This window comes from Anaerocolumna sp. AGMB13020, from assembly GCF_033100115.1.
Taxonomy (GTDB): Bacteria; Bacillota; Clostridia; order Lachnospirales; family Lachnospiraceae; genus Anaerocolumna.
In genome coordinates this window covers 1,272,757-1,299,724 of sequence record NZ_CP136910.1, presented here as the reverse complement: position 1 = coordinate 1,299,724, position 26,968 = coordinate 1,272,757, and the positions used below count along the sequence as shown (strand labels likewise).

20 protein-coding genes are annotated in these 26,968 nt (G+C 39.7%); 18 read left to right on the top strand and 2 right to left on the bottom strand.

Translation table 11 applies throughout. From position 1 onward, the window contains the following. The first annotated feature begins 100 nt into the window (after positions 1-100). Positions 101-877: an alpha/beta hydrolase fold domain-containing protein gene (locus R2R35_RS05185; protein ID WP_317733439.1), complete on the top strand. Its 777-nt coding sequence runs from the start codon at positions 101-103 to the stop codon at positions 875-877. Here R2R35_RS05185 and R2R35_RS05180 read toward each other — a convergent pair. After that, positions 844-2,064 (bottom strand): helix-turn-helix transcriptional regulator, encoded by a 1,221-nt coding sequence (locus tag R2R35_RS05180; RefSeq protein WP_317733438.1) that lies wholly within the window; start codon positions 2,062-2,064, stop codon positions 844-846. The two genes, R2R35_RS05185 and R2R35_RS05180, sit on opposite strands and share 34 nt — an antisense overlap. Before the next feature lie 257 nt (positions 2,065-2,321). Here R2R35_RS05180 and R2R35_RS05175 point away from each other — a divergent pair, with 257 nt between their 5' ends. The 3 genes from R2R35_RS05175 to R2R35_RS05165 all read left to right on the top strand — a co-directional run bounded on the left by R2R35_RS05175 (position 2,322) and on the right by R2R35_RS05165 (position 8,777). Then, entirely contained in the window at positions 2,322-3,686 is a 1,365-nt protein-coding gene (locus R2R35_RS05175; RefSeq protein WP_317733437.1) for an MFS transporter, read from the top strand. 3 nt (positions 3,687-3,689) lie between these two features. After that, entirely contained in the window at positions 3,690-6,158 is a 2,469-nt protein-coding gene (locus R2R35_RS05170; protein WP_317733436.1) for a glycoside hydrolase family 3 C-terminal domain-containing protein, read from the top strand. A 300-nt stretch (positions 6,159-6,458) separates the two neighbouring features. Next, positions 6,459-8,777: a hypothetical protein gene (locus tag R2R35_RS05165; protein WP_317733435.1), complete on the top strand. Its 2,319-nt coding sequence runs from the start codon at positions 6,459-6,461 to the stop codon at positions 8,775-8,777. A 1-nt stretch (position 8,778) separates the two neighbouring features. Here R2R35_RS05165 and R2R35_RS05160 read toward each other — a convergent pair whose 3' ends face one another. Continuing rightward, positions 8,779-9,729, bottom strand: coding sequence for a choloylglycine hydrolase family protein (locus R2R35_RS05160; protein ID WP_317733434.1), 951 nt, complete (start codon positions 9,727-9,729; stop codon positions 8,779-8,781). A gap of 177 nt (positions 9,730-9,906) precedes the next feature. Between R2R35_RS05160 and R2R35_RS05155 the strand changes: the two genes are divergently transcribed. The 14 genes from R2R35_RS05155 (at position 9,907) to R2R35_RS05090 (ending at position 26,965) form a co-directional block, all read left to right on the top strand. Then, on the top strand, positions 9,907-10,545 hold the full coding sequence (locus R2R35_RS05155; protein WP_317733433.1) for a CatB-related O-acetyltransferase: 639 nt from the start codon (positions 9,907-9,909) through the stop codon (positions 10,543-10,545). 50 nt (positions 10,546-10,595) lie between these two features. Further along, positions 10,596-11,243: a hypothetical protein gene (locus R2R35_RS05150; RefSeq protein WP_317733432.1), complete on the top strand. Its 648-nt coding sequence runs from the start codon at positions 10,596-10,598 to the stop codon at positions 11,241-11,243. A 442-nt stretch (positions 11,244-11,685) separates the two neighbouring features. Next, the gene (locus R2R35_RS05145; RefSeq protein WP_317733431.1) at positions 11,686-14,292 is read left to right on the top strand and encodes a cation-translocating P-type ATPase; all 2,607 of its coding nucleotides are present in this window, start codon (positions 11,686-11,688) and stop codon (positions 14,290-14,292) included. A gap of 216 nt (positions 14,293-14,508) precedes the next feature. Then, complete coding sequence (locus tag R2R35_RS05140; protein WP_317733430.1) at positions 14,509-16,413, top strand: sensor histidine kinase; 1,905 nt, start codon at positions 14,509-14,511, stop codon at positions 16,411-16,413. A 391-nt stretch (positions 16,414-16,804) separates the two neighbouring features. Beyond that, the gene (locus R2R35_RS05135; protein WP_317733429.1) at positions 16,805-18,916 is read left to right on the top strand and encodes a hypothetical protein; all 2,112 of its coding nucleotides are present in this window, start codon (positions 16,805-16,807) and stop codon (positions 18,914-18,916) included. A gap of 331 nt (positions 18,917-19,247) precedes the next feature. After that, positions 19,248-20,267 carry a UDP-glucose 4-epimerase GalE gene (gene galE / locus R2R35_RS05130; RefSeq protein ID WP_317734747.1) on the top strand — a complete coding sequence of 340 codons (1,020 nt, stop codon included), beginning with the start codon at positions 19,248-19,250 and terminating at the stop codon, positions 20,265-20,267. Between the two features lie 250 nt (positions 20,268-20,517). After that, the gene (locus R2R35_RS24630; RefSeq protein ID WP_317733428.1) at positions 20,518-20,688 is read left to right on the top strand and encodes an HRDC domain-containing protein; all 171 of its coding nucleotides are present in this window, start codon (positions 20,518-20,520) and stop codon (positions 20,686-20,688) included. A gap of 617 nt (positions 20,689-21,305) precedes the next feature. Continuing rightward, the gene (locus R2R35_RS05120) at positions 21,306-22,622 is read left to right on the top strand and encodes a hypothetical protein (RefSeq protein ID WP_317733427.1); all 1,317 of its coding nucleotides are present in this window, start codon (positions 21,306-21,308) and stop codon (positions 22,620-22,622) included. A 506-nt stretch (positions 22,623-23,128) separates the two neighbouring features. Beyond that, complete coding sequence (locus R2R35_RS05115) at positions 23,129-23,428, top strand: WXG100 family type VII secretion target (protein WP_317732143.1); 300 nt, start codon at positions 23,129-23,131, stop codon at positions 23,426-23,428. 161 nt (positions 23,429-23,589) lie between these two features. Further along, positions 23,590-24,030 (top strand): hypothetical protein, encoded by a 441-nt coding sequence (locus R2R35_RS05110; protein ID WP_317733426.1) that lies wholly within the window; start codon positions 23,590-23,592, stop codon positions 24,028-24,030. A 33-nt stretch (positions 24,031-24,063) separates the two neighbouring features. Then, entirely contained in the window at positions 24,064-24,420 is a 357-nt protein-coding gene (locus tag R2R35_RS05105; protein WP_317733425.1) for a hypothetical protein, read from the top strand. 1 nt (position 24,421) lies between these two features. Then, complete coding sequence (locus R2R35_RS05100) at positions 24,422-25,069, top strand: DUF5081 family protein (RefSeq protein WP_317733424.1); 648 nt, start codon at positions 24,422-24,424, stop codon at positions 25,067-25,069. Further along, positions 25,059-25,370, top strand: a complete 312-nt coding sequence (locus R2R35_RS05095; protein WP_317733423.1) for a hypothetical protein — start codon at positions 25,059-25,061, stop codon at positions 25,368-25,370. The genes R2R35_RS05100 and R2R35_RS05095 overlap by 11 nt, the downstream gene beginning before the upstream one ends. Next, on the top strand, positions 25,364-26,965 hold the full coding sequence (locus tag R2R35_RS05090) for a hypothetical protein (protein ID WP_317733422.1): 1,602 nt from the start codon (positions 25,364-25,366) through the stop codon (positions 26,963-26,965). Before R2R35_RS05095 ends, R2R35_RS05090 begins: the two co-directional genes overlap by 7 nt. The last annotated feature ends 3 nt before the right edge of the window (positions 26,966-26,968 follow it).

The following is a 26,968-nucleotide window of genomic DNA, read 5'->3' as shown; positions in this document are numbered from 1 at the left end:
GTTATTAGTTTTGAACTGCTTTCACAGAAATACAGAAGTAAGTAAGCTTATTTTAATACCAAAAAGAAAATGCAGAGTATAGGGAAGGAGAGAAAAATATATGTTTGATGTTGATATAATAAGAGATATTCCTTATTCGGTACAGAAGGAATGCCTGATGGATCTTTATGTACCTGTTACAGACGTAAAATGTCCGGTCTTGATTTATTTTCATGGAGGCGGTTTAAATTCCGGCAACAGACAAGATGAGACCATTATTATAAAGCTTGCACAATTATATGGAATAGCAGTGGCTACGGCTGATTACCGAATGTACCCGGAGGCAAGATTCCCTGAATTTGTTGAAGACAGTGCCGAGGCCGTTAAGTTTATCCACGATTATAATCTGGAACATGATAAATTCAGTGAAGTATATATCGGTGGTATTTCTGCCGGCGGATATCTTGCAATGATGCTGTTCTTTGACAGAAGGTATTTGGAAAAGAAAGGGATGGCTGTTGAAGATATTTCCGGTTATATTTTTGATGCCGGGCAACCTACCACCCATTTTAATGTATTGGCTGAGAGAGGCCTGGATACACGTCTGATACGTGTAGATGAAGCGGCTCCAATCTATTTTATTGAGAAGGATTATGAATTTAAGACTTCCCAGCCTAAGATATTAATTTTATATTCGGATAAGGATATTACAAACAGACCGGAACAAAACCAGCTGCTCTATCGAACAATGTATCATTTTAATTATGATATGGAAAAGGTAGATCTAAAATGCTTAAAGGGATATGAACATTGCGGTTATTATGATGCTCAGTCTGAAGATGGTACTTATATCCTGCCAAAGCTTTATTCTGATTTTATACTGAAACTGTTACGATAACCTTTTGGTGTCATCCCGGTTTTCCTCTTAAAAACTGAAATAAAATAACTTTGTGAGGTGAAGGAGAGATATTCACTGATACGGTTAAGGGGGTATTGGGTAAAAGCCAGAAGATTCTTAGCTTCTTCAATTCTTTTTTCTTCAATAAAGGTACTGAGTTTTGTGCCGGTCTCCTTATGAAACAGGTAGGAAAGATACTTTGGAGTCAAGCCGGCTTCTCTGGACAATTCCGTTAATGAGATCTTATGATGCAGATTCAATAATATTTGATTGATACAGCAGGTAACGGGAGGGGAATAAGTTCTGGCTGCCTGTTGTGCATTGGCTACATGTTCGGTGAAGTCAATTGCCATCCTCTCATTTAAAGCATTCAGTTCATATAAAGTGCGGCACTTCTCCATTCTTCTTATGTAAACATCACTTAACGTAAAGGCGGCTTCTTCTTCCATACCGCCTTCAATTGCGTATCTTGTGACCAGGGTAGTATTGGCAATACTTCCGTAAAAAAGCTGCCGTAAGGGAGTACTCGACATGTTGCCGTATCTAATCCCCGGAAGCGACCGGTAGGTGGCTTCTAACAAAGCAACGTTACCTTGCCTTACACAATGAAGGACAGCAAGCTCCTGGCGGTATGAGGTATGGCTTCTGATTATCTCCCGGTTCTCAAAAAGCTCTGAGGTAAAGACCCCTTTCATCTGATACTTTATATGAGATAACCGGTAGCTGCTGATTGCTTCTAGTTCCGGTGCTTCTTTGTTTAAGAACAGCATGGTCATTCGCAGACAGGAACTGAAAAAAGGAAGGGATACTACAGGAAGAACATCGGCCAGCAGCTCCAGTTCCTTGGTGTTGAAGAAATTGGAAAAGGAAAGGGCATGCATTGACATAGGCACAAGAAGTTCAGAAAAAAACATGGGTCCGCCCAGACAATAATATTTCTCCTGATTGTATGGAAAAGAAAAGATAAAATACAATTCATTATCCTGACACAGGATATCATAATCCTTCTGATGAATCTGAAAAATAAAATCGCTTATATATTTTGTTATTTTTCCCTGTATCACAGCTGACCCGGCAGTTAAGAAAGAAGCCTTCAGCTGCAGCTCCTGATCATATAGGAACAAGGGAATTCGATTTATACTGTAAAAACTCTGCAGCATCTCATATTCATAAGCAGTGAATAACATAAAACCTCCCAGAAGCTTTTTGGTAATAACGATATAAATTGAAAAATTTCTGTCCGGGCATAAGATGACAAAATAAAACCTATATGTAGTATTATTTCCATTTCTAAAAAACATAAAAAGGACTAATATACTTCTCTGTATCCTGATTATAGAAAGGAATTTTTTGTGTGTCAAGAAATATTGATATTCTACGGGAAATAATGATATTTTAACAAATATTTCAATGATATAGTTAAAACAGAATGGAGGGTTTACATATGAAGGTATTGAAAAGAGAAAAAATTGCTTATGGTTTAGGAGATCTGGGTAACAATGTGGCATATGGTGCCATTGGTTTCTATCTGGTCTTTTTCCTGACAGATGTTGCGGGATTGTCGCCGCTGTGGGCAGGTTACATTTTTATGATTGTACGTATCTGGAATGCAGTCTGTGATATGATAACGGGTGTTTTATCAGATCATACCCGAACCAGATATGGGCGCAGAAGACCTTATCTGTTGTTTGGAGCAGTACCCCTTGGAATAATATTTGCAATGTTATGGCAGGTTTTTTACACGGAAACCATACATATGATCTTGTATTATACGGCTGCAGGAATTATATTCAGTACCTTATATTCCCTGGTAGCTATACCTTATAATGCTTTACTGCCTGAGATTTCTCAGGATTATGATGAACGTACAAGTATTTCAGGTTATAAAATGGCTTTTTCCTTTGTTGGTTCTTTACTGTCTGCAATGGGAGTCACCCTCATCGTGGATACCCTATACCCCGGCAAGGAGCTGTATAAAACAAGTTTTCCGGTCATGGGACTGGTATTGGCAGTGCTGATTGCAGTAAATATACTGCTGGCATTTTTGGGAACCAAAGAACGGGTGGAAACAGCTGTACCTAAGAATCAGAGCAATGTGCTAAGGAATCTAAGATCACTTATGAAATTAAAGGAATTTCGACTGGTTCTGGGTGTCTTTATCTTTAACATGGTAGGTTTTGATATCATAATGACCTTATATATTTATTTTATTAAGTATGCCTTAAAGATCTCGGACAGCATAAGCTATATCTTTATGGCAGTTCCCCTGCTGATTGCCATTGCTGCGACGCCTTTGTGGGTAACTCTCAGTAACCGGCTGGGCAAGCAAAAAGCATATATCATTTCAGCAATATACTTTCTGCTCCCTTTGATTAGCTGCCTGTTTCTTCCAGCTGGCAATATCCCACTGGTCATCGTTGTAACTATTCTTATGGGAGGCGGGATTTCAGCCTCACAGACCCTGACCTTTTCTATACTTCCCGATGTGGTGGAAGTGGACGAATTACAAAATGGTACCAGAAGAGAGGGTGTTATTTATGGCACCACCATGTTCTTATATAAAATCGCTTCAGCCTTAATCGTTGCAGGAGTGACTGCGGCTATGGGTTTCTTTGGTTATGTTGAAGCCATGGGCAGCAATACCATAGAACAGACGTCTGGAGCAATATTTGGCATACGGATTTTATTTAGTTTGATGCCGGCGGTCTGTTTTCTCTTATCAGCTGTTTTTGTAAAGAAACTGTCTTTGGGAAGAGAAGCCTTTGACCAGATAAAGAAGACTATTGCCGGGGGCAGTAAGGGGGAATAACCAATGAATTATAAAAACACGAATTTTAAAGAACAGGCCAAAGAACTGGTAGCACAGATGACCCTGGAAGAAAAGGCAGGTTTATGTTCCGGTCAGGATTGCTGGACAACAAAACCGATTAAACGATTGGGGCTTGAATCCATCAGTATGATGGATGGTCCCCATGGGCTTCGCAAACAGATAGGAAAAGGGGATAATCTGGGCATAGGGGACAGTGTTCCGGCGGTATGCTTTCCTACAGCCAGTGCTCTTGCATGCAGCTTTGACCGGGAACTTCTTCACAGGATTGGTGAAGCGATTGCAGAGGAATGCCTGGCAGAAAGCGTCTCCGTAATCCTTGGACCGGGGGTTAATCAGAAACGTAATCCCTTATGCGGCAGGAACTTTGAATATTTCAGTGAGGATCCTGTAGTATCCGGTGAACTTGCAGCAGCAATGATTCAGGGGGTACAGTCCAAGGGCATCGGAACCTCCTTAAAGCATTTTGCTGTTAATAATCAGGAAAAGCACCGGATGACCATTAATGCAGTGGTAGATGAGAGAGCCTTGCGTGAGACTTATTTAAAAGCCTTTCAGATAGCGGTAGAAAAGGGAAAACCGGATACGGTCATGTGCTCCTATAACCGTGTAAATGGTGAATATACAAGTGAGAACAAATATCTTTTGACAGATATACTGCGAAAGGAATGGGGATTTGACGGAGCTGTTATATCGGATTGGGGAGCTGTTCATGACAGGGTGTCAGGGATAAGAGCAGGCCTGGATCTTGAAATGCCGGGGAATAACGGTTACAACGATAAAAAGGTTATAAGGGCAGTTAAGGAAGGAACCCTGACAATGGAGGAACTGAACAGGACTGCTTGTAATGTTACAGAGCTTGTATTAAAAGGAATGCATTACAAAGAGAAGAGCTGCAGCTACAGTAAGGAGGAACATCATCAGCTTGCTGTGAAAGCAGCTGAACAGTCAGCAGTTCTGTTAAAGAATGAAGAAAGTATTCTTCCCGGCACCTGTCAGCAGAAGGTACTGGTTATAGGTGCACTTGCAAAGTATCCAAGATATCAGGGGGCAGGAAGTTCAAAAATCAATCCTTATAAGCTCGATAATCCATGGGATGCATTTCTGAAAGCTGGAGCAGATTGCAGCTATGCACAAGGTTATAGTGAGAAAATGACCAAGGGTAATAGTTTGACTGAGACGGAGAAAGCCTACCGTGACAGTCTGTTGTACGATGCCTGTAACCAGGCTAAGGATAAGGATATCGTATATATCTTTGCAGGTCTTTTAGAAGGCTATGAATCAGAAGGCTTCGACCGCAGCAATCTATCGATGCCAGAGGAACACAGCAGATTAATTGAGGAGGTGTCCCGATACAATTCCAATATCGTAGTCATTCTCCAGGGAGGGGCACCAATGGAGCTGCCCTGGCTGTCAAAAGTTAAGGCAGTGCTGCTGGCTTATCTTGGAGGCGAAGGCGGAGGCAGTGCGATTGTTAATCTCTTATTGGGAAAAGCAGTTCCTTCAGGAAAACTTGCAGAAACCTGGCCAGTCCGGCTGGAGGACATTCCCTCAAACCGTAATTTCCCTGGAGGCAGACTTACCACTGAGTATCGGGAAAGTATCTATGTAGGGTATAGGTATTATGATAGAGCAGGTGTTCCGGTACTGTTTCCTTTTGGTCATGGGCTTTCTTACAGCACCTTCACTTACTCGGATATGAGGCTGAGCAAAGAAAACTGCATTTATGGGGATAAAATAACGGTCTCCTTTACACTAACAAATACCGGAGAACATTCAGCGAGAGAAATAACGTTTCTATTTACCTCACATCAAAGTGAGGAGGTATTCCTGCCAAAGAAAGAATTGAGAGATTTTGTAGTGACAGAGCTTGAGCCGGGGGAGTCAAAGAACATATCAGTTCTGCTGGATACGAAAACCTTTGGTTATTATAATACAATTTTAAAAGATTGGTATGCAGAAAGTGGTGAGTATAAGATACTCCTGGGAGGAACCTCAGACAATACGCTTTTAAAAGGAGTAATAGAACTGAAATCTCCGGATGCAATACAGCCGGATTACCGGCAAAAGGCACTTTCTTATTACCATGTAACAAAGGGTTTTACAGGAATTTGCAAAGAGGAATTTGAAGTAATCTACGGAAGGCAGATTCCGACTGATCCGATTCAGGCTAAAAGGCCATTTCACATGGGAAACACCTTGGAGGACATAAGTGGTACAATGCTTGGAAAAATCATTTGCTGGTATTCAAATAAATATGCAAAGGAGGTGTCAAAGGCCGAAGCAGGTCAGGAGGGAATGATGGCGGCTATGATATATGAAATGCCCTTTTTTGCGATTGCTGCTTCTGGTGAAGGGGGTATTTCAGAAAATATCCTGGAAGGAATAATCCATATCCTTAACCGGAGATTTATAACAGGAATTAAAAGAATGCTTCAAAACAAGGACAAGTAAATGGCAGAGAGGAAGCATCCTTCTGAAACAGATCATGTAAGAACATAACTGGGCAATCTGAGAAAAAACAGGTCGAGAAAGAGCAGTCAATTTGAGAAAAAAGAGGTCGAGAAAAGCAGGTCGGTTTGAGAAAAAAACAGGTCAATCTGAGAATAAGCAGGCCAATCTAAGAAAACAGATTCTCCTAAAAAACAGATTCTCCTAAAAAAACAGATTCTCCCCAAAAAACAGGTCCTGCTAAGACAATAACAGATTATTTACAGAAGAAAACAGATCGTTCTAAGAACACGGAGGGAAATTATGAAAGTAATAAATAAGTATATAGCATTTCTAATGGTTATTTTGATAATATATGCATCCTTATTCTTTCCTTACTATTCTACTGCATCAGCTGACACAGGGACAGGGCAGAACCAGTATTCCCTTGCCAATAAATACTATAAGGTTAAGTCACTTTCAAACGGAAAATATCTTTTAGGCAATAATGCAGGGTATGAAGCACAGGCAAATACAGCATCAGAAGGGATTACCTTCTATCTGAAACCTTCTGCACTTGGTGTATACATACTCTATGACAATGACGGTAAGTGGCTTAATATCAACTTCTTTAAAGCCATTATCCGGGATACCAACAGGCAGAACAGTATACAATGGCGGATTGATCCACAGAACGGCGGAGCGTTCAGCCTGTATTCCATCACGGAGAAGAAATACGTTAGTATTTCAGGTACTTCCCTGGTATGGAAGACTGCAGTTGATAACAGCTGTCTTTTTGCTTTTGAAGCCACTCAGGGTACAAAAGCTTTTCCGGAAGCGGATACCAATGTAAATATCTTAAGCTCTACCGGTAGTACAATAACGCCGGAATATGCTCTTTCACGTCCTGGTGTCGGTGAGAATATCATTGGTTATGCAGATACCCATGCCCATATCAATCATAATCTTGGGTCCGGTCAGGCTACCTTTGCAGGGGAGGCTTACAATCCATTGGGAATTGAGCAGGCTTTAGCCGATTGCTCCGGTAATCACGGAAATGGCGGTATCTTTGACCTATGGGGAAAACTGGTGGACGGAGCAGGTTCACATGATACCGGCGGATATCCGAATTTTAATTATTGGCCAACCAGCTATTCTACCAATCACCAGCAGACATACTATAAATGGCTAGAACGTTCCTGGCTGGCTGGGCAAAGGGTACTTGTGCAGCAATGTGTTAATAATAAGACCCTGGCACAGATTACCAATACGCTGCCGCCTTATAAAAACGGACCCACCGATGATATGGTGGTTGCAGAACTTCAGATTCAGAATATCTATAGCATGCAGGATTATATCGATGCACAGTGCGGGGGACCGGGTAAAGGCTGGTTTCGTATTGTTAAGGATTCAAAAGAGGCCAGACAGGTTATCAGTGAAGGAAAGATGGCAGTATTTCTGGCACTTGAGTTAGATACTGTCTTTGGTGCGGATAAGGACTACATTGGTCTGTATGAAGCGGGACAGATAACCAAAGCAGAATGCGATACAAGGCTTGCCAATATTGAGTCTCAGCTTACCAAATTCTATAATCTGGGAGTGCGCAGTATTTTCCCGGTGCATGCCTTAAATAATGGTTTTGCAGGAGCCCAGGTCTATCAGGGTGAATTATTCAGTATAATGAATTATATGCAGACGGGGGACTTCTATCAGCCGGAAGTAAGCTCCAATCCCCGTGTATTCTATAAACAGCCCAAAGCTGAGCTGCCGGCTGAGGCACAGGGGCATGCCAATACGCAGGGGCTTTCAAGAACCGGTGAATGGTTCATTCAAAAGCTTATCGATAAACGTTTTGTAATTGAAGTGGATCATATGAGTGATAAAACCTTTAACACCGCGCTGGATATGTTATGGGAGGAAAAGTATCCAGGCATCATCGCCTCTCATACTAGAATTCTTGATATGTTCGAGCCGGAAGACGCAGCCTGGGAGCAGATGGATATTCCCAGGATGATTAAGATCATGCAGCTGGGCGGCATCATCTCTCCTATGTTATGGGAAACAATGGATAAACATCAGCTTTGTGTTTCAGACTATCTTTCCTATATGATAGAGTTAAGCAAGGGGGGAACACCTTCTTATGGAATCTTAGACAAGAGTGAATATCAGGCATACGGAGGACCATATAAAGTACCTACCACCTGGTATAACACCAACAGTGATACATCGGATGACATAATACTTGGAATTCCCTTTGGCAGTGATGTAAATGGAGCATGTATGCTCCCGAATTTTGATAGATTTCCCGGAGTATTCTCAAATGTCAATTATGACGACGGCAGTTTTCAGGCTTTGTACCCTGGGGTTTACAGTTCTGAGGTGGAAAAGGTATTGTTTGGAAGACAGGTGACAGGCAACAGGACCTTTGATGTCAACGGTAATCGTGGAGTAGCACACTATGGACTAATACCGGATCTGCTGAAAAGAATGGAATCCAGACCGGATATTGTCAATTTGAATGCGACCTTTAATTCGGCAGAAGCGTATATCCGAATGCTGGAGCGTGTGGAGAAATACAATAACAGCTATCCCTCCAGGGATCCTGCGCAATGGATTACCGTTGACACAGAATACTGGCATTGAGTTATAATCTGGTTTTGTACAGATTCAATCCTTGGGTAAGGCTTGCTGTTTTCAGATTTATGTCGTCATAGGTTTTAAAGAAGTATTCGCAGGTATTCGTGTTTATAAATGCTGTATATTTTGTATAATCGTAGGTGTTTCTACTGGTTAGAACGGCTCCTTTGGGAATCGAGACACTTTCCATAATATGAAAACAGGCCGCAAGTGCTTCACTGCTGTTCTTAGGTTCGGGTAAATGTGCTTTCAGATAAGCAGTCCGGACAAAGCGTTCCGGTGAAGTAAAGCCTCCTGGCAGCGGTACCGTTCCTCCCGCCTGCCCAAAAGGTGTTAAACGGAGAGAATCCCAGCAGACCTCTTCTGTTTGCACAGGGGAAGCACCCATATAGTTCCTCAGATTTGTCAAATGCCAGGAAAAGTCGGGGCTGTTTGCCATGACACCGATAGGGTTATTTCGGATAGTCAGTCCATTAATGGTGGGTTCGACTACGGCGCAGTCACCGTTTTTGTCAGCTGCAATCCAGTGTAAAGGAGCAATTGATCCAGTGACCGGATCTGGTATTCCTACTAAGTTTATATCCTTTAACAGATAGGGCAGCTCTTTTACGGAGGAACATCTGCCCAGAATATACTGTAGAAAATCAATGGATGCAATTGGAAGCGCAGTTTTGGGTGAGACCTGTGAGGCATAATGGGCATAACCTGCAAAGTATAGGACTGCTGCTGCGAAGCCTTTCTCATTGACACCATCAAAGAAGCCAAGAATCCCATCAAGCTCCTGACCAAGCCCGATAAAGCTATAGGGGTTTTTGATGGGATTATTATTTAGCGTATTGTGCCATACATAAGAGCTGGGAACGATGTAAAGCTGCGGTATAATGTCATGGGAAAAGTCCATGGTACGTCCAAAGAAAATTTCATGGGACTGGGTATGTAAAGTCATTGCTGTGCACATAGATATATTCCTTGAAAACGGTATTCCTATAATATATGAGCCGTAAGGGTGTGTGATGCGGTTTATCTTTACTGTTTTAGTAAAATTGAAGAGAAAGCACAAAAAATGCAAGGAGTGGCCCAGAGAAGCATATATTTGTAGTAATAGAAGTATAGTTGAATAAAACCGGAGGAGCATATGTTACTGTTGAAAGCACTCATTTCACCCTTTGCCTCAAAATATCTGCAGGAAAGAAAAAATGCCCGTTGGAGGAAAACTAACAGACATAATTTAACAACCATAAGCTATAACAGTCCAATGAATCTGATCAGGGTTGGCAAGGGAACCTATGGACATATTAATGCTCATTGGTATGGTTCCAGGAAAGAACAGCTCACTATCGGAATTTACTGTTCCATAGCCAGTAATGTAAATTTTGTACTTGGTGGCGAGCATAATTATAAACGAGCGTCTAATTACCCCTTTCCCGAACTGGAATATCACTCGGAATATGATGCAGTCTGTAAAGGACCAATAACCGTTGAAGACGATGTATGGATTGGTTATGGAGCAATTATACTGTCAGGGGTGACCCTTGGAAGAGGCTGTGTAATAGGAGCCGGAAGCGTTGTAGCAAAGAATATACCTCCCTATGCTATCTATGCGGGAAACCGAATCTTAAAATATCGTTTCGAGCAGGAAATTATCGAAAGATTGCAGGAAATAGATTTTGAACATGTCAATATAAAAGCTTATGAGAAATATTCCCATAGCGAGATAACTTTGGAGAATGTGGAGGAAGTAGTTAAAGCGATGAAACGGTTGACAAAGAACTGATTTACGGCTACCATAAAGTTAGTTAAAACTAACATATGGAGACATACAAAATGAAAAATGTATATATACTTGGAACTATTCACGGGACACACGAGATTAACCAAAATTATGGGTTTTATCATATCCTGGAAGAAGTAAAACGGTATAAACCGGATCTTCTCTGTGTGGAAATACGTGCGCAGGATATGGCAGAAGCGAATTCCTATCTCCGCACATTCTATCCGCCGGAGATGGTATTGTTAAAAGAGGAATATGAAAATCGTATTCCTGTATATGGATTCGACTGGAGAGGAAAAGCTATGGAAAATTTACGCATAGGTGAAAGTGCTGCGGGTCTGCCGGACATATTCTCACTTATGCAGAAAGATATCCATGTAAAAGAATTGATTCTTCAAAGAAAGGCACGAATGAAGCCCTTTTTTGAGACTTGCACATTAAAGTCCTGCCAGCTCGAGTATTCAAGTTACTATTCCAAAATCCAATTCCTCGAAGAACAATTGGAGGAATATCTAAAACTCCACGATTTTCAGGAACTTGTAAATTTCAATGCTGAAAGAGAAAGAAGGATACAGCATAATATAAAAAGGCTTATTGAAAATTATCCGGCAGAACGTATTATGATTGTCACCGGAATCTCTCATAAAGAAAAGATAGAGGATTTCCTTGCAGGATACTATTTCCCTGAAATGCCGATTTAATGATATAATCGAAAGGGCACTATTCATCGTTACCTGATTGTTGCGAAGAAATAAATCAAATAACACAAAATTCTTTCGACCAAAGGACAGCATAATCAGATGACATTTGGTACATACTAGGAATATACAGGGATATTCTATTGTGACATTTATCTAAAATGATCTCCTCAAAAACAGAAAATCAATACCATTCCATGAAATTAACTATTCATAGTTGACACATAAATATTTATAAAATATAATGTTATTCATTGAAAAAGTATATGTTCTTTTCTGATAAAAGGGAGTAGTTTTAATGCACAATCCAACAGTCGCGGATTAACAAACCTGGGTGTGCATGCCAAGTTTCGGTTACAAGACTTTTAATGGAAATGACAAGAAGGAATTCCTCTTGCCTCCATTAGAAGTCTTTTTTTTAACTAAATACACAAGGAGTGAAAGAATGAAACAATGGTACAAGTTATCAGGCGAAGAAGCCCTGAAGGAAATGAAGGTAACCAGTGATGGTCTTACCTCGAAACAGGTTGTAGAAATACGGGACAGAGTGGGGGATAATACTCTTCTTGAAGCAAAAAAGAAGAGTGTATTTCAGGTATTCGCTGAACAGTTTAAAGACCTTCTTGTAATAATACTTATTATTGCTGCGGTTATATCCAGTCTATCCGGAAACGTAGAAAGTACTATCGTAATTCTGCTGGTTATCATACTGAATGCGATACTTGGAACCGTACAGCATGAAAAAGCACAAAAATCCCTGGAAAGTCTGAAATCTCTCTCTTCGCCGAATGCGAAAGTATTAAGAGACGGTAAGAAAATTGAAGTTCCATCAAAGGAAGTGGTTCCAGGTGACATACTTATGCTGGAAGCCGGTGATATGGTGGTTGCAGATGGAAGGATCCTGAATAATTACTCACTTCAGGTGAATGAAAGCTCACTGACCGGAGAATCCACCAATGTAGATAAGAATGACATTACACTAGAGGAAGAAGTTCCCCTTGGTGACAGAGTGAACCTGGTATTTTCGGGAAGCTTAATAACCTACGGAAGAGCAGTGGTACTGGTTACAGATACAGGTATGAACACTGAAATCGGTAAAATAGCCGCTCTTATGAATGACACCAAGGAAAAGAAAACACCTCTTCAGGTAAGTCTTGATAATTTCAGCAGTAAACTTGCTATTGTAATTATGATTATCAGTGCCATTGTTTTTGTACTTAGTATGATACGTAATGTACCCTTGTTAGATTCTCTTATGTTTGCTGTAGCTCTGGCTGTTGCAGCGATTCCGGAAGCTTTAAGTTCCATTGTAACCATTGTTCAGGCTATGGGAACACAAAAGATGGCCAAGGAAAATGCGATTATTAAAGAATTAAAGGCAGTGGAAAGCCTTGGTTCCGTATCTGTAATCTGTTCTGATAAAACAGGAACGTTAACACAGAATAAGATGACTGTTCAGCATATTTACATTGGAGAAGAAACTTTAGACGTAAATGAACTTAACCTTAAGAATCAGCTGCATCGATATCTGCTATATGATGCAATCCTGACAAATGATGCCTCTATTCATAATGGGGTTGCAATCGGTGATCCCACGGAATATGCATTACTTGAAATGGCAAGAAAGATTCAGCTAATGGATGATGAAATCCGTGGTATGATGCCAAGAATCGACGAGATTCCTTTTGATTCTGAGAGAAAGCTCATGAGTACCATCTATGAACTGCACAGTGTACCCACTTTATTAACCAAAGGTGCCCTGGATGAACTCCTTAGCAGGACAGTAAGTATCAGAACCAATGATGGTATCCGGGAAATAACCGAAGCAGACAGAGAGAAGATACTTAATAAGAACCGTGAGTTCTCCGAAGAAGGACTTCGTGTACTGGCTTTTGCCTATAAAGAAGTTGAAGAAGGGCATGCTCTGAAATTAGAAAGCGAAGATGGCTTTACTTTCCTTGGACTGATTTCCATGGTGGATCCTCCGAGGGTTGAGTCACAGCTGGCCGTTGCCGATGCAAAGAGAGCGGGTATACGTCCGGTCATGATTACCGGTGATCATAAGCTGACAGCAGTTGCCATAGCGAAGCAGATTGGTATCTATGAAGAAGGTGACATAGCACTTACTGGCGTTGAGCTGGATGCTCTCTCAGAAGAAGAGCTTAATAAGAAAGTTTCTTCCGTATCTGTATACGCCAGAGTTTCACCGGAAAATAAAATCAGAATCGTTAATGCCTGGCAGAATAAAGGGAATATCGTTGCCATGACAGGGGATGGTGTCAACGACGCTCCTGCTCTAAAAAAAGCGGATATCGGTATTGCCATGGGTATTACAGGAACCGAAGTATCAAAAGATGCAGCAGCTATGATATTATCCGATGACAACTTTGCAACCATTATTAAAGCAGTAGCAAATGGACGAAACGTCTTCAGAAATATTAAGAATGCGATCCAGTTCCTGCTCTCCGGGAATATGGCAGGTATACTAAGTGTACTCTATACAAGTATTCTTGCATTACCTGTACCTTTCCATGCAGTGCATCTGTTGTTTATCAACCTGTTAACAGACTCCCTGCCGGCCATTGCAATTGGTATGGAGCCACCGGAAGCGAATCTATTGGATGAGAAACCCAGAGACCCCAAAGCTGGTATCCTTTCCAGGGAATTTATGACAAAGCTTTTGGTACAGGGCGGATTAATTGCTGTATGTACCCTGATTGCTTTTCATATCGGCCTTTCCGGCGGTGGAGAAGCAGTTGCCAGTACCATGGCCTTTGCTACCCTGTGTCTGGCAAGACTTTTCCATGGATTTAACTGCAGAAGCAAGCTTTCTATCTTTGCGATAGGGTTTAAAAAGAACATCTACAGCCTGTTTGCTTTCTTAGCGGGTATTATCTTCCTTAATCTTGTATTGTTTGTTCCATTTCTGCAGAATCTATTTGAAATTGCGAAACTGTCAAACTATCAGATGGGTATGATCTATGGACTTGCTATTGTTCCTTCTGTTCTTATCCAGGCATGGAAAATAATCAGATCAGGAATTAACAAATAGAGAATAGAAAGGGCCTTCTGCTTCCTGTAGCAGAAGGCTTTTTTTGAATAAAATGTTGTAGAATGTCGTATTTGCAATATAACTGCAACAATAAATCTGATATAATTAATTTATAATGCCGGGATTCTCTGCTATATGCTCAGGTGGTTGCTGTTTCTGCTTTCACTCATAAGGCTGTTTGAAAGAATCCAGTAGGATTTCAATGGAGGTAGCAATTTGTTAAAAAGAGTTTCAATCGTTATTCTGATTATAGTTGTATTCACTTCAATGCTGCTATTGTCAATGCCTGAGCAAAAGCAAGGAAAAAGCAGAAATTTGCACGCTGTTAAAGGCAGGCTGGAGCTTGCGGATTGGAACATGGAGCATACAAAAATTCTTCCGCTGGATGGTGAGTGGGAATTCTATTGGAATCAGCTCCTGACACCGGAGGATTTTTCGGCTCAAAATGAGACAAGGCCGGAACCTGACGGTTATATGACTGTGCCAGGTTTATGGAATGGAAAGGTTTTTGGTAAGAAGAAAGTATCTGTTTTTGGATATGCTACATATCGGCTGGTGGTAGAGAACATCCCCTTTCATGGAGTACTTGGTCTGAAAAAAGGAAATGCCCGCTTTTCCAGCAAAATATATGTAAATAATCAGGAACTGCTCATTGACGGAAAACCGGCGGGACAGGCAGAGGAGTACAAATCCGGGAACACGCCTCAGCTTGGGTTTTTCAGCTGCAATAGCAACAGAATTGAAATCATTGTACAGGTAGCCAATTATGAATACATGAACGCTGGTATTCCGGTTTCTCTTGAACTTGGCAGTGAGTCGGCTATGCTACATCAGTTTCAAAAAAATAACCTGCTGGCTCTGGCGATCTTTGCTATTCTCCTAACCATTGCTTTACTTGATCTGATTTTCTTTGGTGTTGCCTGGGCAGGGGGTGTCAGAGAATTTTTAATGCCGCTTTTTGCACTGTTTTGCTTTCTGTTTGCAATAGGAAATGGCTTGGCAGATCAACGCCCCCTGTTGCTTTTGCTGCCGGATATTCCCTTTACCCTGGTATTTAAGATGAAGGATTTCTTCTTATCTGCCAATTTTATTGTGATGTTATGGATCTTCCATAAATTTAAGAAAGGATTATTACCTCCTCGTTTCGCTAAGGTCATTTCCTTTTTATATGGAGCATATCTGGCAGCAGTGGTGGTACTGCCGATATACGTTTATTATAAAATACACCTTCTGGTAATGGCCTGTAATACAGTGATTTTATTGGCATTACTGGTAAGAGCGATCTTTTTATATATCAGGAATGCAGAAGGTTTGCTGCTCTTCATTGCCATACTGACAGTCAATCTGTATTCGGCGGATGCAATTCTATTTTCACTGGGACGAAAGACAAGCTCCGGATTTTCACAGGTGTTCATTATGATATTTGCATTGGTGATGATTCTGTTATTATCCATGCAATATTTTTCTGCGCTTATTAATCTGAAAAGTTCCGTTAAACGGACGGAGGATGCTGAAATTGCTTTTTTACGAGCGCAGATAAATCCGCATTTTCTATACAATGCTCTCAATTCCATTGCGTCTTTATGTGTGTCGTCACCGGAAAAGGCAGAGGAAGTAGTAGTGGAGCTTGCACAGTATCTGCGCCACAGTTTTGATTTTAAACGCATCGATGGAATATCCACACTGGCAAGAGAGCAGGAATTACTGGAAGCATATTTATATATAGAGAAAACACGTTTTGGTGAGCGTTTACAGATTGAATATGACATAGATAAAAACCTTGAGAATCTGGATATTCCCATACCTCCCCTGATATTGCAGCCGTTGGTAGAAAATGCAGTAAGGCATGGTGTAATGGCAAAGATAGTAGGTGGAACGGTGAGAATTTCTATAAAGTGCCAGGGAGAAAAGGTGGTTTTTACGATAAAGGATGATGGAGTGGGCATGGATGAGATAAAGTTAAAAGAAATACTGACCGTTACTACAAAAGAGCGGGGGATAGGTATATGGAATATTAACCAGAGGCTAAAGATGATGTATAACACAGAATTGAAAGTCATCAGTGAGAAAAGTAAGGGAACGCAGGTGTCTTTTGAGCTTCCTGTAAATAATATAAAATGAAACAAAATGAAATAGTCTTTTACCATGAACATTCTGATTTTATATCATAGGCCCTTATATCATTGCAATTTATATCTTTGGACTTTATATCATTACAAATTATATCGTTGGACTTAATATAATCGGAGTTAAAAAAAAATGACTGAATCATACAACATTCGATAATTTTATACAAGTAGAAAGGTATATAATAAGAAATATGGTATAGATTCATAAGGAATCAACCATAACCTCAAAAGACAGTGAGAATGGAAGCGGATATTTAAATAAATATAATAGATTGTTTGAGGTTTAGGTTATGCTGTATAGCCTGAAGGGATTGGATTTATCCTTTAAATTACCACAGGAGATTCCAGCGAACAGCTGAAAAATTGAGAAGGAGGGATATCGTATGAATACAAAAAAAGTAAGGGTATTAATGCTATCACTTTCTCTTATAATAGGAGTATTCATTATGTATAAAACCACGGATCCCTCGCTGACTGGTACTGCAGGTCATACTGCTCACACAATTAGTCCGGGAATTTCTTTTGACAACAATCCATTAAAAGGATTTGTGCCTTTTGATTATAGCACGACAACATTTCCTCATAGCCTTGAATGGTTTTACATTTCGGTTCGTGAGGTGCAGACGGGTATGAATACCTTTAACTGGTCTGCTCTAGAGAGCCGGCTGGACGCAGTAGCAGAACGGGGGCATCAGGCAATATTTCGTTTTTATTATGATTATCCGGGAGAGACCACTGGTATACCACAGTTTCTGATTGATGGCGGTCTCGCCATGCGCTATTATAATGAACCAGTAGACTTAGGTGGAGCAGGTTATAGTCCAGATTATGAAAACAAGACCTTTCGTAACTCAATGCAGAATTTTATCAAAGCCTTTGGTACAAAATACGATGGAGACCCACGTATCGGATATATTACTTTGGGACTTTTGGGCTTCTGGGGGGAGTGGCATAATTGGCCATATGATGAGGATACCTCTGATGGTAAAGAAAACTGGAATATATCAAATACAGTGTATGCGGAGGTTCTGACCGCTTTCGAGACCTATTTTAATAAAACGCAGCTATGCGTCAGGGAACCCAAGTCAGGACTACCAAATACCAGCGTGAACATTGGATACCACGATGATTCCTTTGGATATGCAACCTTATCGGCAGCTAAGGGAGGTCAAAGCTGGAGCTATGGACAGAAATTGATTGACTTAAACCAGCAGAATAAATGGAAGACTGACGTCATTGGCGGTGAAATATATCCGCCGGATCAAAATACCATCTTTTCCGGAACAACCTGGCAGGGCTCCACAAATCAAAGTTGGGATGCCTGCCTGAGCGAAGCCCATCCCACCTGGCTGATGTGCGATCAGATGAAGTATTATACCGGACACACCTTAACAAATGCCAAAACAGCCGCCAAGCAGCTAGGTTATGATTTCCAGATAAAAACAGCTTATTATGATAATCTATCAACCACCGCTCCTCTTTATTTAGGTATTGATATTACGAATATCGGAATCGCTCCTTTCTATTATGATCATACTATGTGGCCAGTACAGATTGGAGTTAAGCAGAACGGAGTGCTTATAAAGAGCTGGACGACAACCTGGGATCTCAATACCATACCGGCAGATGGAACAGTAAAAACTTTTGAGTATACCAAATCACGCCCTTCCCTGGCAGCAGGGTCTTACAGTATATGCATTAAAGTCGTAAATCCACTTGCCAATGGTAATAAACTGGGATTTGCTAATGCAGGACAAAATACAGACGGGTGGCTGGAATTGGGAAACTTTTCCGTTGGCAATACAGGAACACCTACAGTGACCTCGACCACAAAGTCGACAACTACACCGACAACTACACCGACAACCACACCGACAACCACACCGGCAACAACGCCGACCACAAAGTCGACAACAACCCTGACAACAACGCCGACCACAAAGTCGACCATAACCCCGACCGCAACTCCGTCTGCAAAGTCTGCCATAACCCTGAACCCTTCGTCTCCTGCAGCACCTGAGACAATCACAATAGATGGAAATTCCTCAGACTGGAGTAATATCACAGCTTTGGTAACTGCAGGGGGACAAAGTGCTGCCAGTCTTAAGATAACCAATGATTTAAATTATATTTATATCTGCATACAGGGAAGCAACTTGGGGCCTAATGCTCAAATCTACCTAGATAGCGATAATAAAGCTACTACTGGTTATATCGATGAAACCTGGACTGACAACGGCAGTGATTATTTAATTGAATTAGGAAATTTGTATAGTCATACCGACAATAACAGTATGTGGGACTGGAATGATCTGGGGTACACTAATATTGCAGTGGTAAGCAACGATTCTGTTTTTGAAGCAAGAATTGAAAGGACGGCAATCAGCAACCTGGCAAGTTCTTTTCGTATCGGTTTTAAGGATGTGGACAGCAGTTGGAGTATAGTAAGCAGACTTCCAAGCGCTGGAATGCTTCCAACCTATACACTGAAATAGATTCTTTGTAAAGCGTAATCGAAGGACTGGAAGACGCCGGAATTGCTTATTCTATTGCAGGAATAAAACGTCATATGGCCGAAGCTTTAACGCCCAGGCAAAAATGAGCTTCCAGATTAAACAGAGGATGAGACACTCTGCCGTGGGATCCTGTAGTTGGGTGCTAAATTAAATAAATATACGGCAAGTGAAATAAACTCAAAATTCTAAGCTATAAATACGTGCATTATGAATAGAATACTGAGAAGAATATGATTATATATATTGTGATGTAGAGGAATTGGCACAAAAGAGCGGAATGTTAATGAGAAGCAGAAGGGAAGCGGAAACAATGTCGATATTGGTAACCGGCGGAGCCGGATATATTGGGAGTCATACCTGCGTTGAACTGTTGGATTCAGGTTATGATATAGTAGTAGTGGATAATCTATGCAACTCCAGTGAAGAGGCTCTTCGAAGGGTAGAAACAATTACCGGAAAAAAGTTGAAATTCTATCGTGCTGACCTGACGGACAGAGATAATCTGATGCAGGTATTTGAACAGGAAAAGATTGAAACAGTAATTCATTTTGCCGGATTAAAGGCTGTAGGTGAATCTGTTTATAAGCCTTTGGAATATTATCAGAATAATATAACAGGTACGTTGGTACTTTTAGAGGTAATGAGAAACCATGGTGTGAAAAATATAGTATTCAGTTCCTCGGCTACCGTATATGGAAATCCGGTTACAGTACCTATCAAAGAGGATTTTCCTTTGGCAGTGACCAATCCCTATGGCAGGACCAAGCTCATGCTGGAGGAAATATTCCGTGATCTCTATGTGTCAGATTCAGCTTGGAATATAATACTTCTTAGATATTTTAACCCCATAGGAGCACATCAAAGTGGTTTGATCGGTGAAGATCCCAAAGGAATTCCCAATAATCTTGTACCTTATATAACCCAGACTGCTGCCGGAAAGTTGGAAGCAGTAGGGGTATTTGGGACAGATTATCCCACACCGGATGGAAGCGGTGTACGTGATTATATTCATGTTGTCGATCTGGCCCTGGGACATGTAAAAGCTGTGGAAAAGTTGGCAGAGAAGCCGGGTATACGAGCCTACAACCTTGGAACAGGAAGAGGTTATAGTGTATTGGAAATGCTCCATGCCTTTCGAGAAGTTTGTGGCAAAGAGATACCCTATATTCTTAAGGAAAGAAGACCCGGAGATATCGCAACCTGTTATGCGGATGCTGCACTTGCGAAAGAGGAATTGCACTGGACTGCCAAGAAAAACTTACATGATATGTGTGAAGATGCCTGGAGATGGCAGAAAAATAATCCCATGGGTTATCAGAATAGGAGATAATTTTACTGCAATTTTTAGAAAATCAGTGAGAAAAAAAGTCTGGAGGATTATGCAAAATATGTACCGATTATAGGTGAATGACTAAATTTTCGTTCACCTATTTTTTAAACTGCAATCATTAAAGGCAGTAAACAGCAAAAAAACATCAAGAACTTTTAATTAGTTCTTGATGTTTTTTTGATTAGATTCTGTTTAATTCTGTTAAAAGTATTAAAAAATTACGTAAAAAAAATTATTTTAATCATATTAAATGTGGAGTCAAAAAAAATTAAACCGTATTTTATATGACAGCCAGCTGAAGGATTTGATTTTAAAAATGCCAAAGAGTAGAAAAGAGTTGTTGAAGGTATCTGGATTTGGTGAAGCAAAGGTAAATAAGTATGGAGAAGAAATTCTGAAGATTATAGAGAGATGTAGATAGATGTATAATTATAAGTATTATATGTTCTTCAATTAAGGTGATTATTTTTAATGTATAGACTTAATTTTTAGAATTATTTCAATTCAAAAATAAAATAAATACCTAAACAATAAAAAACGAATCATATTATATGTGAAAAATAATTTAAGAAAAAAACAAAAACTATATTGAATTTTATTTGTATATATTTCTGTTGATATTAAAATGTTGAACCTCTTTATTAATTGCATTATACCATCTAATGATTTGAGAGCAATAAGGGGAATGCAGTGAGCTATGAGATTTACTTTTAATCCTGAAAAAGGCAGACAACTTTCAACACAGAAGCATCGCAGAAAATAAGACTGCAGTTACATGAAACTTAATCTGTGAATAATAGGTGACTGGTCACAATCAGATTATTCATATTACTGGTAAGTTTTACATAGTTATCACTTGTATAGGAAGATATAGGCTAGACATATTAAAGTAACAGAGTATAATAATATCGATATGTAAATAAAATGAAAATAAAGTATAATTTTCTTGACTTTTGTCAGAAATTTGTTAAACTAAATGAGGTTATGTTGGTATAATTTACATAATATGATAATAATTAACAACAAAGGAGATAATTTATGAAAATGCAGAAGATGAAAATTACGCAACTTTTAGTAGTAATGGTATTTTGCTGTGCACTGGTTATAGGGAACCTGGCTATGCCTGGAGTTGTTGCAGAAGCAGCCACGAAAAAGACAGCAATAAGCACAACCAGTCTAACAATACCGGTTGGCAAAATGACAAACAAGGTATATTATATTAAAAATTACTGGGAAATTGAGAGTCCGCAAAAATTAACAGTTAAAAATGCAGTGAAGGGTGCAACCTATCAGTTTACTTCCAGCAATACCAAAGTTGTTAAGATAGGTAAAAGCGGTGGGGACCTCACTGGTGTGAAAGCAGGAAGTGCTACAATAACCCTTGTACAGACTTTAAAAAGCAAAAAAACAACAATCGGAAAATGTAAAGTCACAGTAAAAAATGCAACCCTGGTAAGTGATTCCGATAGTGAATTTGCTGTAGGAAAAGGTGGTTTTGACCTTGCTGGATATTATAGCTCCTCCGGCAGTTTGTACAGTATTGAATATCGTAATCCCAATGCAGTCTATGCACTGACCTCCAGTAGTAATGATTTCACAATAAAAGAAGTGAAATATAGTTCTTCCAATATAAAAGATGTTACAGATAATCAGGAATATCAGGATGTTCTGAAAAGCTTTATAGCTGATCGTTATATTTACGGATATCAGTTTGAGGCAAAAAAAGCCGGTACATATACTATAACGGTGAAAGAAACTTACAACAAAAAGACCAGAACTCTTGGAAGCTTCAAAGTAGTTATTAAAGAGACCAGTGTTGCAGAAGGCAAACAGGAAATGTTGTTAGGTGATTCCATTAATGCTTTATCACTGGTTAATTATGGGAAAGAGAGTACAGGTTATTATTTTGAGATAAAAGGTTACGATGAAGCTAATCAGGATAATAATGTATTATTATTAAAACAAAACGACAGCAGTTTATATATCTATGGTAACAAAGCCGGAACCGCAGAAGTTACTGTAAAAGAAGGCTCAGAACAGGGAACTCTTATTGGAACAGTTACTATTGTTGTAGCAGAAGCACCCTGCCAGGCAATAACTCTTGAAGAGGAAGAATTATCTACCTATATAGGTGATGAATATTTTGAAATTAATTATGAACTGGATCCTTGGGATACCACCGATAAGGTTACCATTGAGTCTGATAAACCGGATGTTTTAAAGGTTGTATATAATGAAGAAGAGGAAAGCTGGGTTTATACACCATTGAAAGCTGGAAAAGCAAACATTACCATAAAGTGCGGAAATCAGTCAGCTACAGTTAAAGTAGTAGTAACGAAGGAAGAAGAATGGTAAGAGGTTTATAAAATCTAGTATATAGAATGAAATAGACGTTAAAAGTGAACTGACCCCCCAAAAAGTTAGACCTAAAAATCTAACAATTGGGAGGTCAGTTTTTTATGTAACAAAATTTGTGTATTTATATGTAAAGCCCTGCCGGGAGGAGGTATCATAATCAAGCTTTTTATAACTTTTAGGAAAGGAGTAAATAAAAAGGCTGTGCTATTTTTTAAAAAAGTTTGTTTTTGTATACGATTTTTATAGAAAGTGTATTTTATATTTCAAAAACACCCTAAAAAGATACTACAAACAAAAATAAATGTCATATTGTTTCTGTAAGTAAAAAACATAAATTAAAAAATATAAATTAATAACATATAAATAACAGCTTAACCAAAGTTATGGTATCTAAAACACAGATAAAAACCATCTTGATTTAGATGAATGTGAATGAGATATTAATTCTCCTAAAAATAAGGAGCATTAACATAAAATCATACGAATTGAAAGGGGATAAAAAAATGGCAGGAACCATTAGAATTACACCGGAAGAACTAAGAGATGCAGCGAGTTTTATCAAGCAGAAACAGGAGGCAATGACAGCAGATGCAAATGCATTGAATGCAAAAATCAATGAAATTGCAACGAATTGGGAAGGTGCTGCTCAATCTGCATTTATCAGCGGCTTTACGAATGACTTATGGCCGGTTCTGGACAAGACGATGCCTCAGATTCTTACTGGAATTCAAACGCAGTTAACGCAAACTGCAACTACCCTGGAGGAGACAGATAAGGCAATCGCTGACAGGCTAAAATTATAAGAATGAAGTCGTAAAGAGGCTGCAGCAGGAAGGGGATGGTAACAGAGAATCCTTTCCTACTGCAGCTTTTTTCAGAATTCACAATAAGACTGTATATGCTTGGAATAAGCAAAATAAAATAGAGCGGATAAAAACAGAGATAGGAATGAAGGAGGAATAAGATGTATTTCTGGGATTCGGTTGGTGATTTTTTTCATACCTCGGACAATGAACGAAAAAGAGATGAATACAGTAAATTAGTCAAATATTTAAATAAGAAGATTCCCAAAGCGGAAGAGCTATATAGCAATTTGAAAACAGGCTGTGACATGGAGTTTAAGATAATGAAAGGGACCAAAGATAAGAACTTAGCTGGAGAGTTGGTTAATATGTATGATCTAAAATTTGAAGTCTACCAGACGGATACTACAAATTTATTGGATTATTATAAAAATATGATAGCTGCTTTTCGCAATAAATTAGCCTCTGCTCAAAGCCTGTATGAATATTATGCCGAACAGAGCAGGCTTGAGGATGAGAGGAGAAGACAGCGTATCCGGGAAGAACAGGAAAGAGAAGAAAGAGAAAGAGCAGCAGCGCAAAGTGCGAAAGCAAAGAAATAAAGGAGCTTTATCGTAAGTCAGGAGGCAGTAACGATGGAAAAATTAGTATTAGACAGGGATAGATTTGTAGAGCTTAAGAACAATACATCCCAAATGAACGACAAATTAGAGAAGGCATTTCAATTAGGCAAGGAATTTCTTGCTATGCTGCAGACAACAGATCAGTGGGAAGGTAAGAGCAAAGAGGAATTTCAAAGCTACCTGCATCTGGTGCTGCAATATCATGGACAATTGATCGGTGAGAAAATGCCTGCCATAGGAAAAGTAAAAACGGCGAAAGTCAATGGAAACACCTGTGAGGCAGCCCTGGAAACCTTGCAGGAACACAATCGAAATATGGATCAGTTTACCGGCAACAGTAAATCTTACCAGGAATTGGAGAGGATATAGGATGTTGTTCAAGGAAGAGGAACTTATCTGTTTTAACAGTGTATTAGATGGAAAGCGAATATTTGGCACAAATTTCAGTGCACCTCAGGAAATATCAAAGGAATACATAGAGAAGACCCTGTCACAGCTGGCAGAGAACAAGTTTTTAGATGAGAATAAGAAACCGACCGAAAGCTTTTGCCTTGCAGTAAAGGTATTGGAAGAATACAAGAAATCACAGCGGTATCTGATAATGAATCAGATGAATATCGCTTTTGCAAAAGATAAAAAAAACATTATATGTCTCGGTAAGACCGATAAGGGTTATGAAATGACGGTCTTAAAAAAGGAATTGTTCTTATATGAATATATGAGGAATATCCCTTTTCTGGCAGAAGAGGATTCCAAGGAGAGAATAGCAGCAAAGACGGAATTTGAAGAATGGTACCAGGATTTAGAGAGTCCGGAATTAAGGAATATCACTTTCCTGCAGGAATTTGAGCAGAATAAATCCGGTGGTACCTATATCCTATACCAGAAAGAGAACCAGGGCTATCTCTATGAGCCTGCTTCCAAGCAGATGAAGCGGGGTGGCTCACTGCAATTCAGACAGCTGCTGCTGAAGTTATTTCAGATAAACAGTAAGGAGGGAGTATATAATGGCTGCTAACATTAAGATTTCCGTTGAGATGATGCAGGAGTTTGACAAGCTTCTGTTAATGGTCTCTGAATTGGGAGATGCAATGAAACAAATAGAAAACTCCCTGAACCTGCTTGAAGAAGAGGTTACATATGAAGGAAAAGCAAAAGAAGAAATGCTTGTGTTTTATTCACGCTGTTACAATCATACCCAAACACTGATTAATCTGTATAGTAAAGCGTATCAGTTTGCAATAAATGCTATCATAGACATGATAGAACAGGATATGATACTGGCAAGAGCATTGCAGCGGGGGGATGCGAAATGGTAAGACAACTGGGAAGAGAAATAATTGACAAATACACCTGGTTGGAGAGATCAAATATTACCATGGGTTATTCCGCTAACCTCCTCTTTGATTTCGCTGATCTGGATGATCTGTGTAAGGACATCGAAGGCGAACTGGACGCCCACTCCCTGGGAGCAGGCTTCACTTCCCAAGGACAGCGGATCGATGAGTTCGTAGAACATAGAAGTGCGTTGTTAAGCTATACCAGTGATGTCTTATATGATATAGATGAATATCTGGAAAATCCACTTTATAAAGGGTTTAATAATGCAATGGATATGATGGCTACCATTGATATGAGAGATGCAAAGACAGATAATTCCATTGGGTTACAGGAACATACAAGTATGTATGTGGGGGCTGGAATGTATGATGAGGTTGGGGGAGATATGCTCTCTCTTAACCTGGAGGATTTTATAGGCAACCGCAATAAGGATAAAAGTCTCACTAATTATCAGAAAGTAGATGACTTTGCGGATTTATTTGCAAAAGACTATGAAAATCTGGTAAATAATGATAAAATAGACCCAAATGAGGAGACTTTGCAGGAGTATCTGGACAGCCTGGTATTAAAAGAATTTGCTCATAAAAAGGACTCCCCTTTCTGGAAGGAACTGTTAGAATCGTTAAGCGAAATGACGGTCGTAATTCCCATGATTGAGGCAGCAACGGGTAAAACCCTTATAACAGGAGATTATCTGACGGGTGATGAACAAGCTTTTAAGGTAGTATCAGGGGTAGTAAGCCTGGCGACCTTAGGATATGGAGCTGCAATCGCGAAAGGCGGTGGGGCTTTAGCCAAAATGTTTGCCGCAGATATCCTGGCGGAAGTGGTGTCAGGGTCAACTGTAATCGTTTGTGATAAGGCAGGTGTACCTTCTACGGTGACGGTTGCTTTGGCGATTCTGTTAGGGTCCACGACGGGAATGATTGCGGATAAAGCATTGCTTAAAAATACACCGTTGCTTAAGAACGGAATTGAGATTGATGATACTGTAAAATACAAAAAGTATTGGGATGATGTTGCTAATGGGAAGTATGATATACCTTATGGTATGACCTCTGAGGAATATGCTCAGTATTTGAAAGGTATGGATAAGGTTGATAAAGCTATTAAAAGGTCAGATGATGTAATTAAGGGTGGAAGTAATTCTTATGGAAGTTATAGCACTAAAATTGATACAAAGGTTACTGTAATAAATAAACAAGAACTACCGAATTCATTAGTAAAGACATTTAAAGATGGGAATTATAGAACTGTTGTAACGAATGAAGATATTACAGTATATCGTTCGTTTGGGCACAATGCAGAAGCGGGCGGTGCATTTGCAACTAGTAATCCTGCCCTGAACAGAATTCAGACAAAAGTTGATAGTGCGATTTTACCAGAATGGAAAAATACACTTAAATATGAAGCTGAAATAGTTATTCCAAAGGGAAGCACACTAAACATTGGGCGTGTTGAAGAACAGTTTACTATGAGTGGAGCAAGACTTGCAGGAGATGCAGACCAATTTTTGTTACCACAGAATTGGGATTTGAATTGGATTAAAAGTATACGAGAAGTAAAACCATAGGAG

What these genes read in the sequence shown, in the direction of transcription:
- R2R35_RS24630 (WP_317733428.1), top strand. Translation starts at nt 20,518, where the DNA reads ATGTGGAGTCAAAAAAAATTAAACCGTATTTTATATGACAGCCAGCTG.
- R2R35_RS05135 (WP_317733429.1), top strand. Translation starts at nt 16,805, where the DNA reads ATGAATACAAAAAAAGTAAGGGTATTAATGCTATCACTTTCTCTTATA.
- R2R35_RS05095 (WP_317733423.1), top strand. Translation starts at nt 25,059, where the DNA reads ATGGCTGCTAACATTAAGATTTCCGTTGAGATGATGCAGGAGTTTGAC.
- R2R35_RS05100 (WP_317733424.1), top strand. Translation starts at nt 24,422, where the DNA reads ATGTTGTTCAAGGAAGAGGAACTTATCTGTTTTAACAGTGTATTAGAT.
- R2R35_RS05165 (WP_317733435.1), top strand. Translation starts at nt 6,459, where the DNA reads ATGAAAGTAATAAATAAGTATATAGCATTTCTAATGGTTATTTTGATA.
- R2R35_RS05150 (WP_317733432.1), top strand. Translation starts at nt 10,596, where the DNA reads ATGAAAAATGTATATATACTTGGAACTATTCACGGGACACACGAGATT.
- R2R35_RS05115 (WP_317732143.1), top strand. Translation starts at nt 23,129, where the DNA reads ATGGCAGGAACCATTAGAATTACACCGGAAGAACTAAGAGATGCAGCG.
- R2R35_RS05145 (WP_317733431.1), top strand. Translation starts at nt 11,686, where the DNA reads ATGAAACAATGGTACAAGTTATCAGGCGAAGAAGCCCTGAAGGAAATG.
- R2R35_RS05180 (WP_317733438.1), bottom strand. Translation starts at nt 2,064, where the DNA reads ATGTTATTCACTGCTTATGAATATGAGATGCTGCAGAGTTTTTACAGT.
- R2R35_RS05090 (WP_317733422.1), top strand. Translation starts at nt 25,364, where the DNA reads ATGGTAAGACAACTGGGAAGAGAAATAATTGACAAATACACCTGGTTG.
- R2R35_RS05155 (WP_317733433.1), top strand. Translation starts at nt 9,907, where the DNA reads ATGTTACTGTTGAAAGCACTCATTTCACCCTTTGCCTCAAAATATCTG.
- R2R35_RS05185 (WP_317733439.1), top strand. Translation starts at nt 101, where the DNA reads ATGTTTGATGTTGATATAATAAGAGATATTCCTTATTCGGTACAGAAG.
- R2R35_RS05105 (WP_317733425.1), top strand. Translation starts at nt 24,064, where the DNA reads ATGGAAAAATTAGTATTAGACAGGGATAGATTTGTAGAGCTTAAGAAC.
- R2R35_RS05110 (WP_317733426.1), top strand. Translation starts at nt 23,590, where the DNA reads ATGTATTTCTGGGATTCGGTTGGTGATTTTTTTCATACCTCGGACAAT.
- R2R35_RS05120 (WP_317733427.1), top strand. Translation starts at nt 21,306, where the DNA reads ATGAAAATGCAGAAGATGAAAATTACGCAACTTTTAGTAGTAATGGTA.
- R2R35_RS05175 (WP_317733437.1), top strand. Translation starts at nt 2,322, where the DNA reads ATGAAGGTATTGAAAAGAGAAAAAATTGCTTATGGTTTAGGAGATCTG.
- R2R35_RS05160 (WP_317733434.1), bottom strand. Translation starts at nt 9,729, where the DNA reads ATGTGCACAGCAATGACTTTACATACCCAGTCCCATGAAATTTTCTTT.
- R2R35_RS05170 (WP_317733436.1), top strand. Translation starts at nt 3,690, where the DNA reads ATGAATTATAAAAACACGAATTTTAAAGAACAGGCCAAAGAACTGGTA.
- galE (WP_317734747.1), top strand. Translation starts at nt 19,248, where the DNA reads ATGTCGATATTGGTAACCGGCGGAGCCGGATATATTGGGAGTCATACC.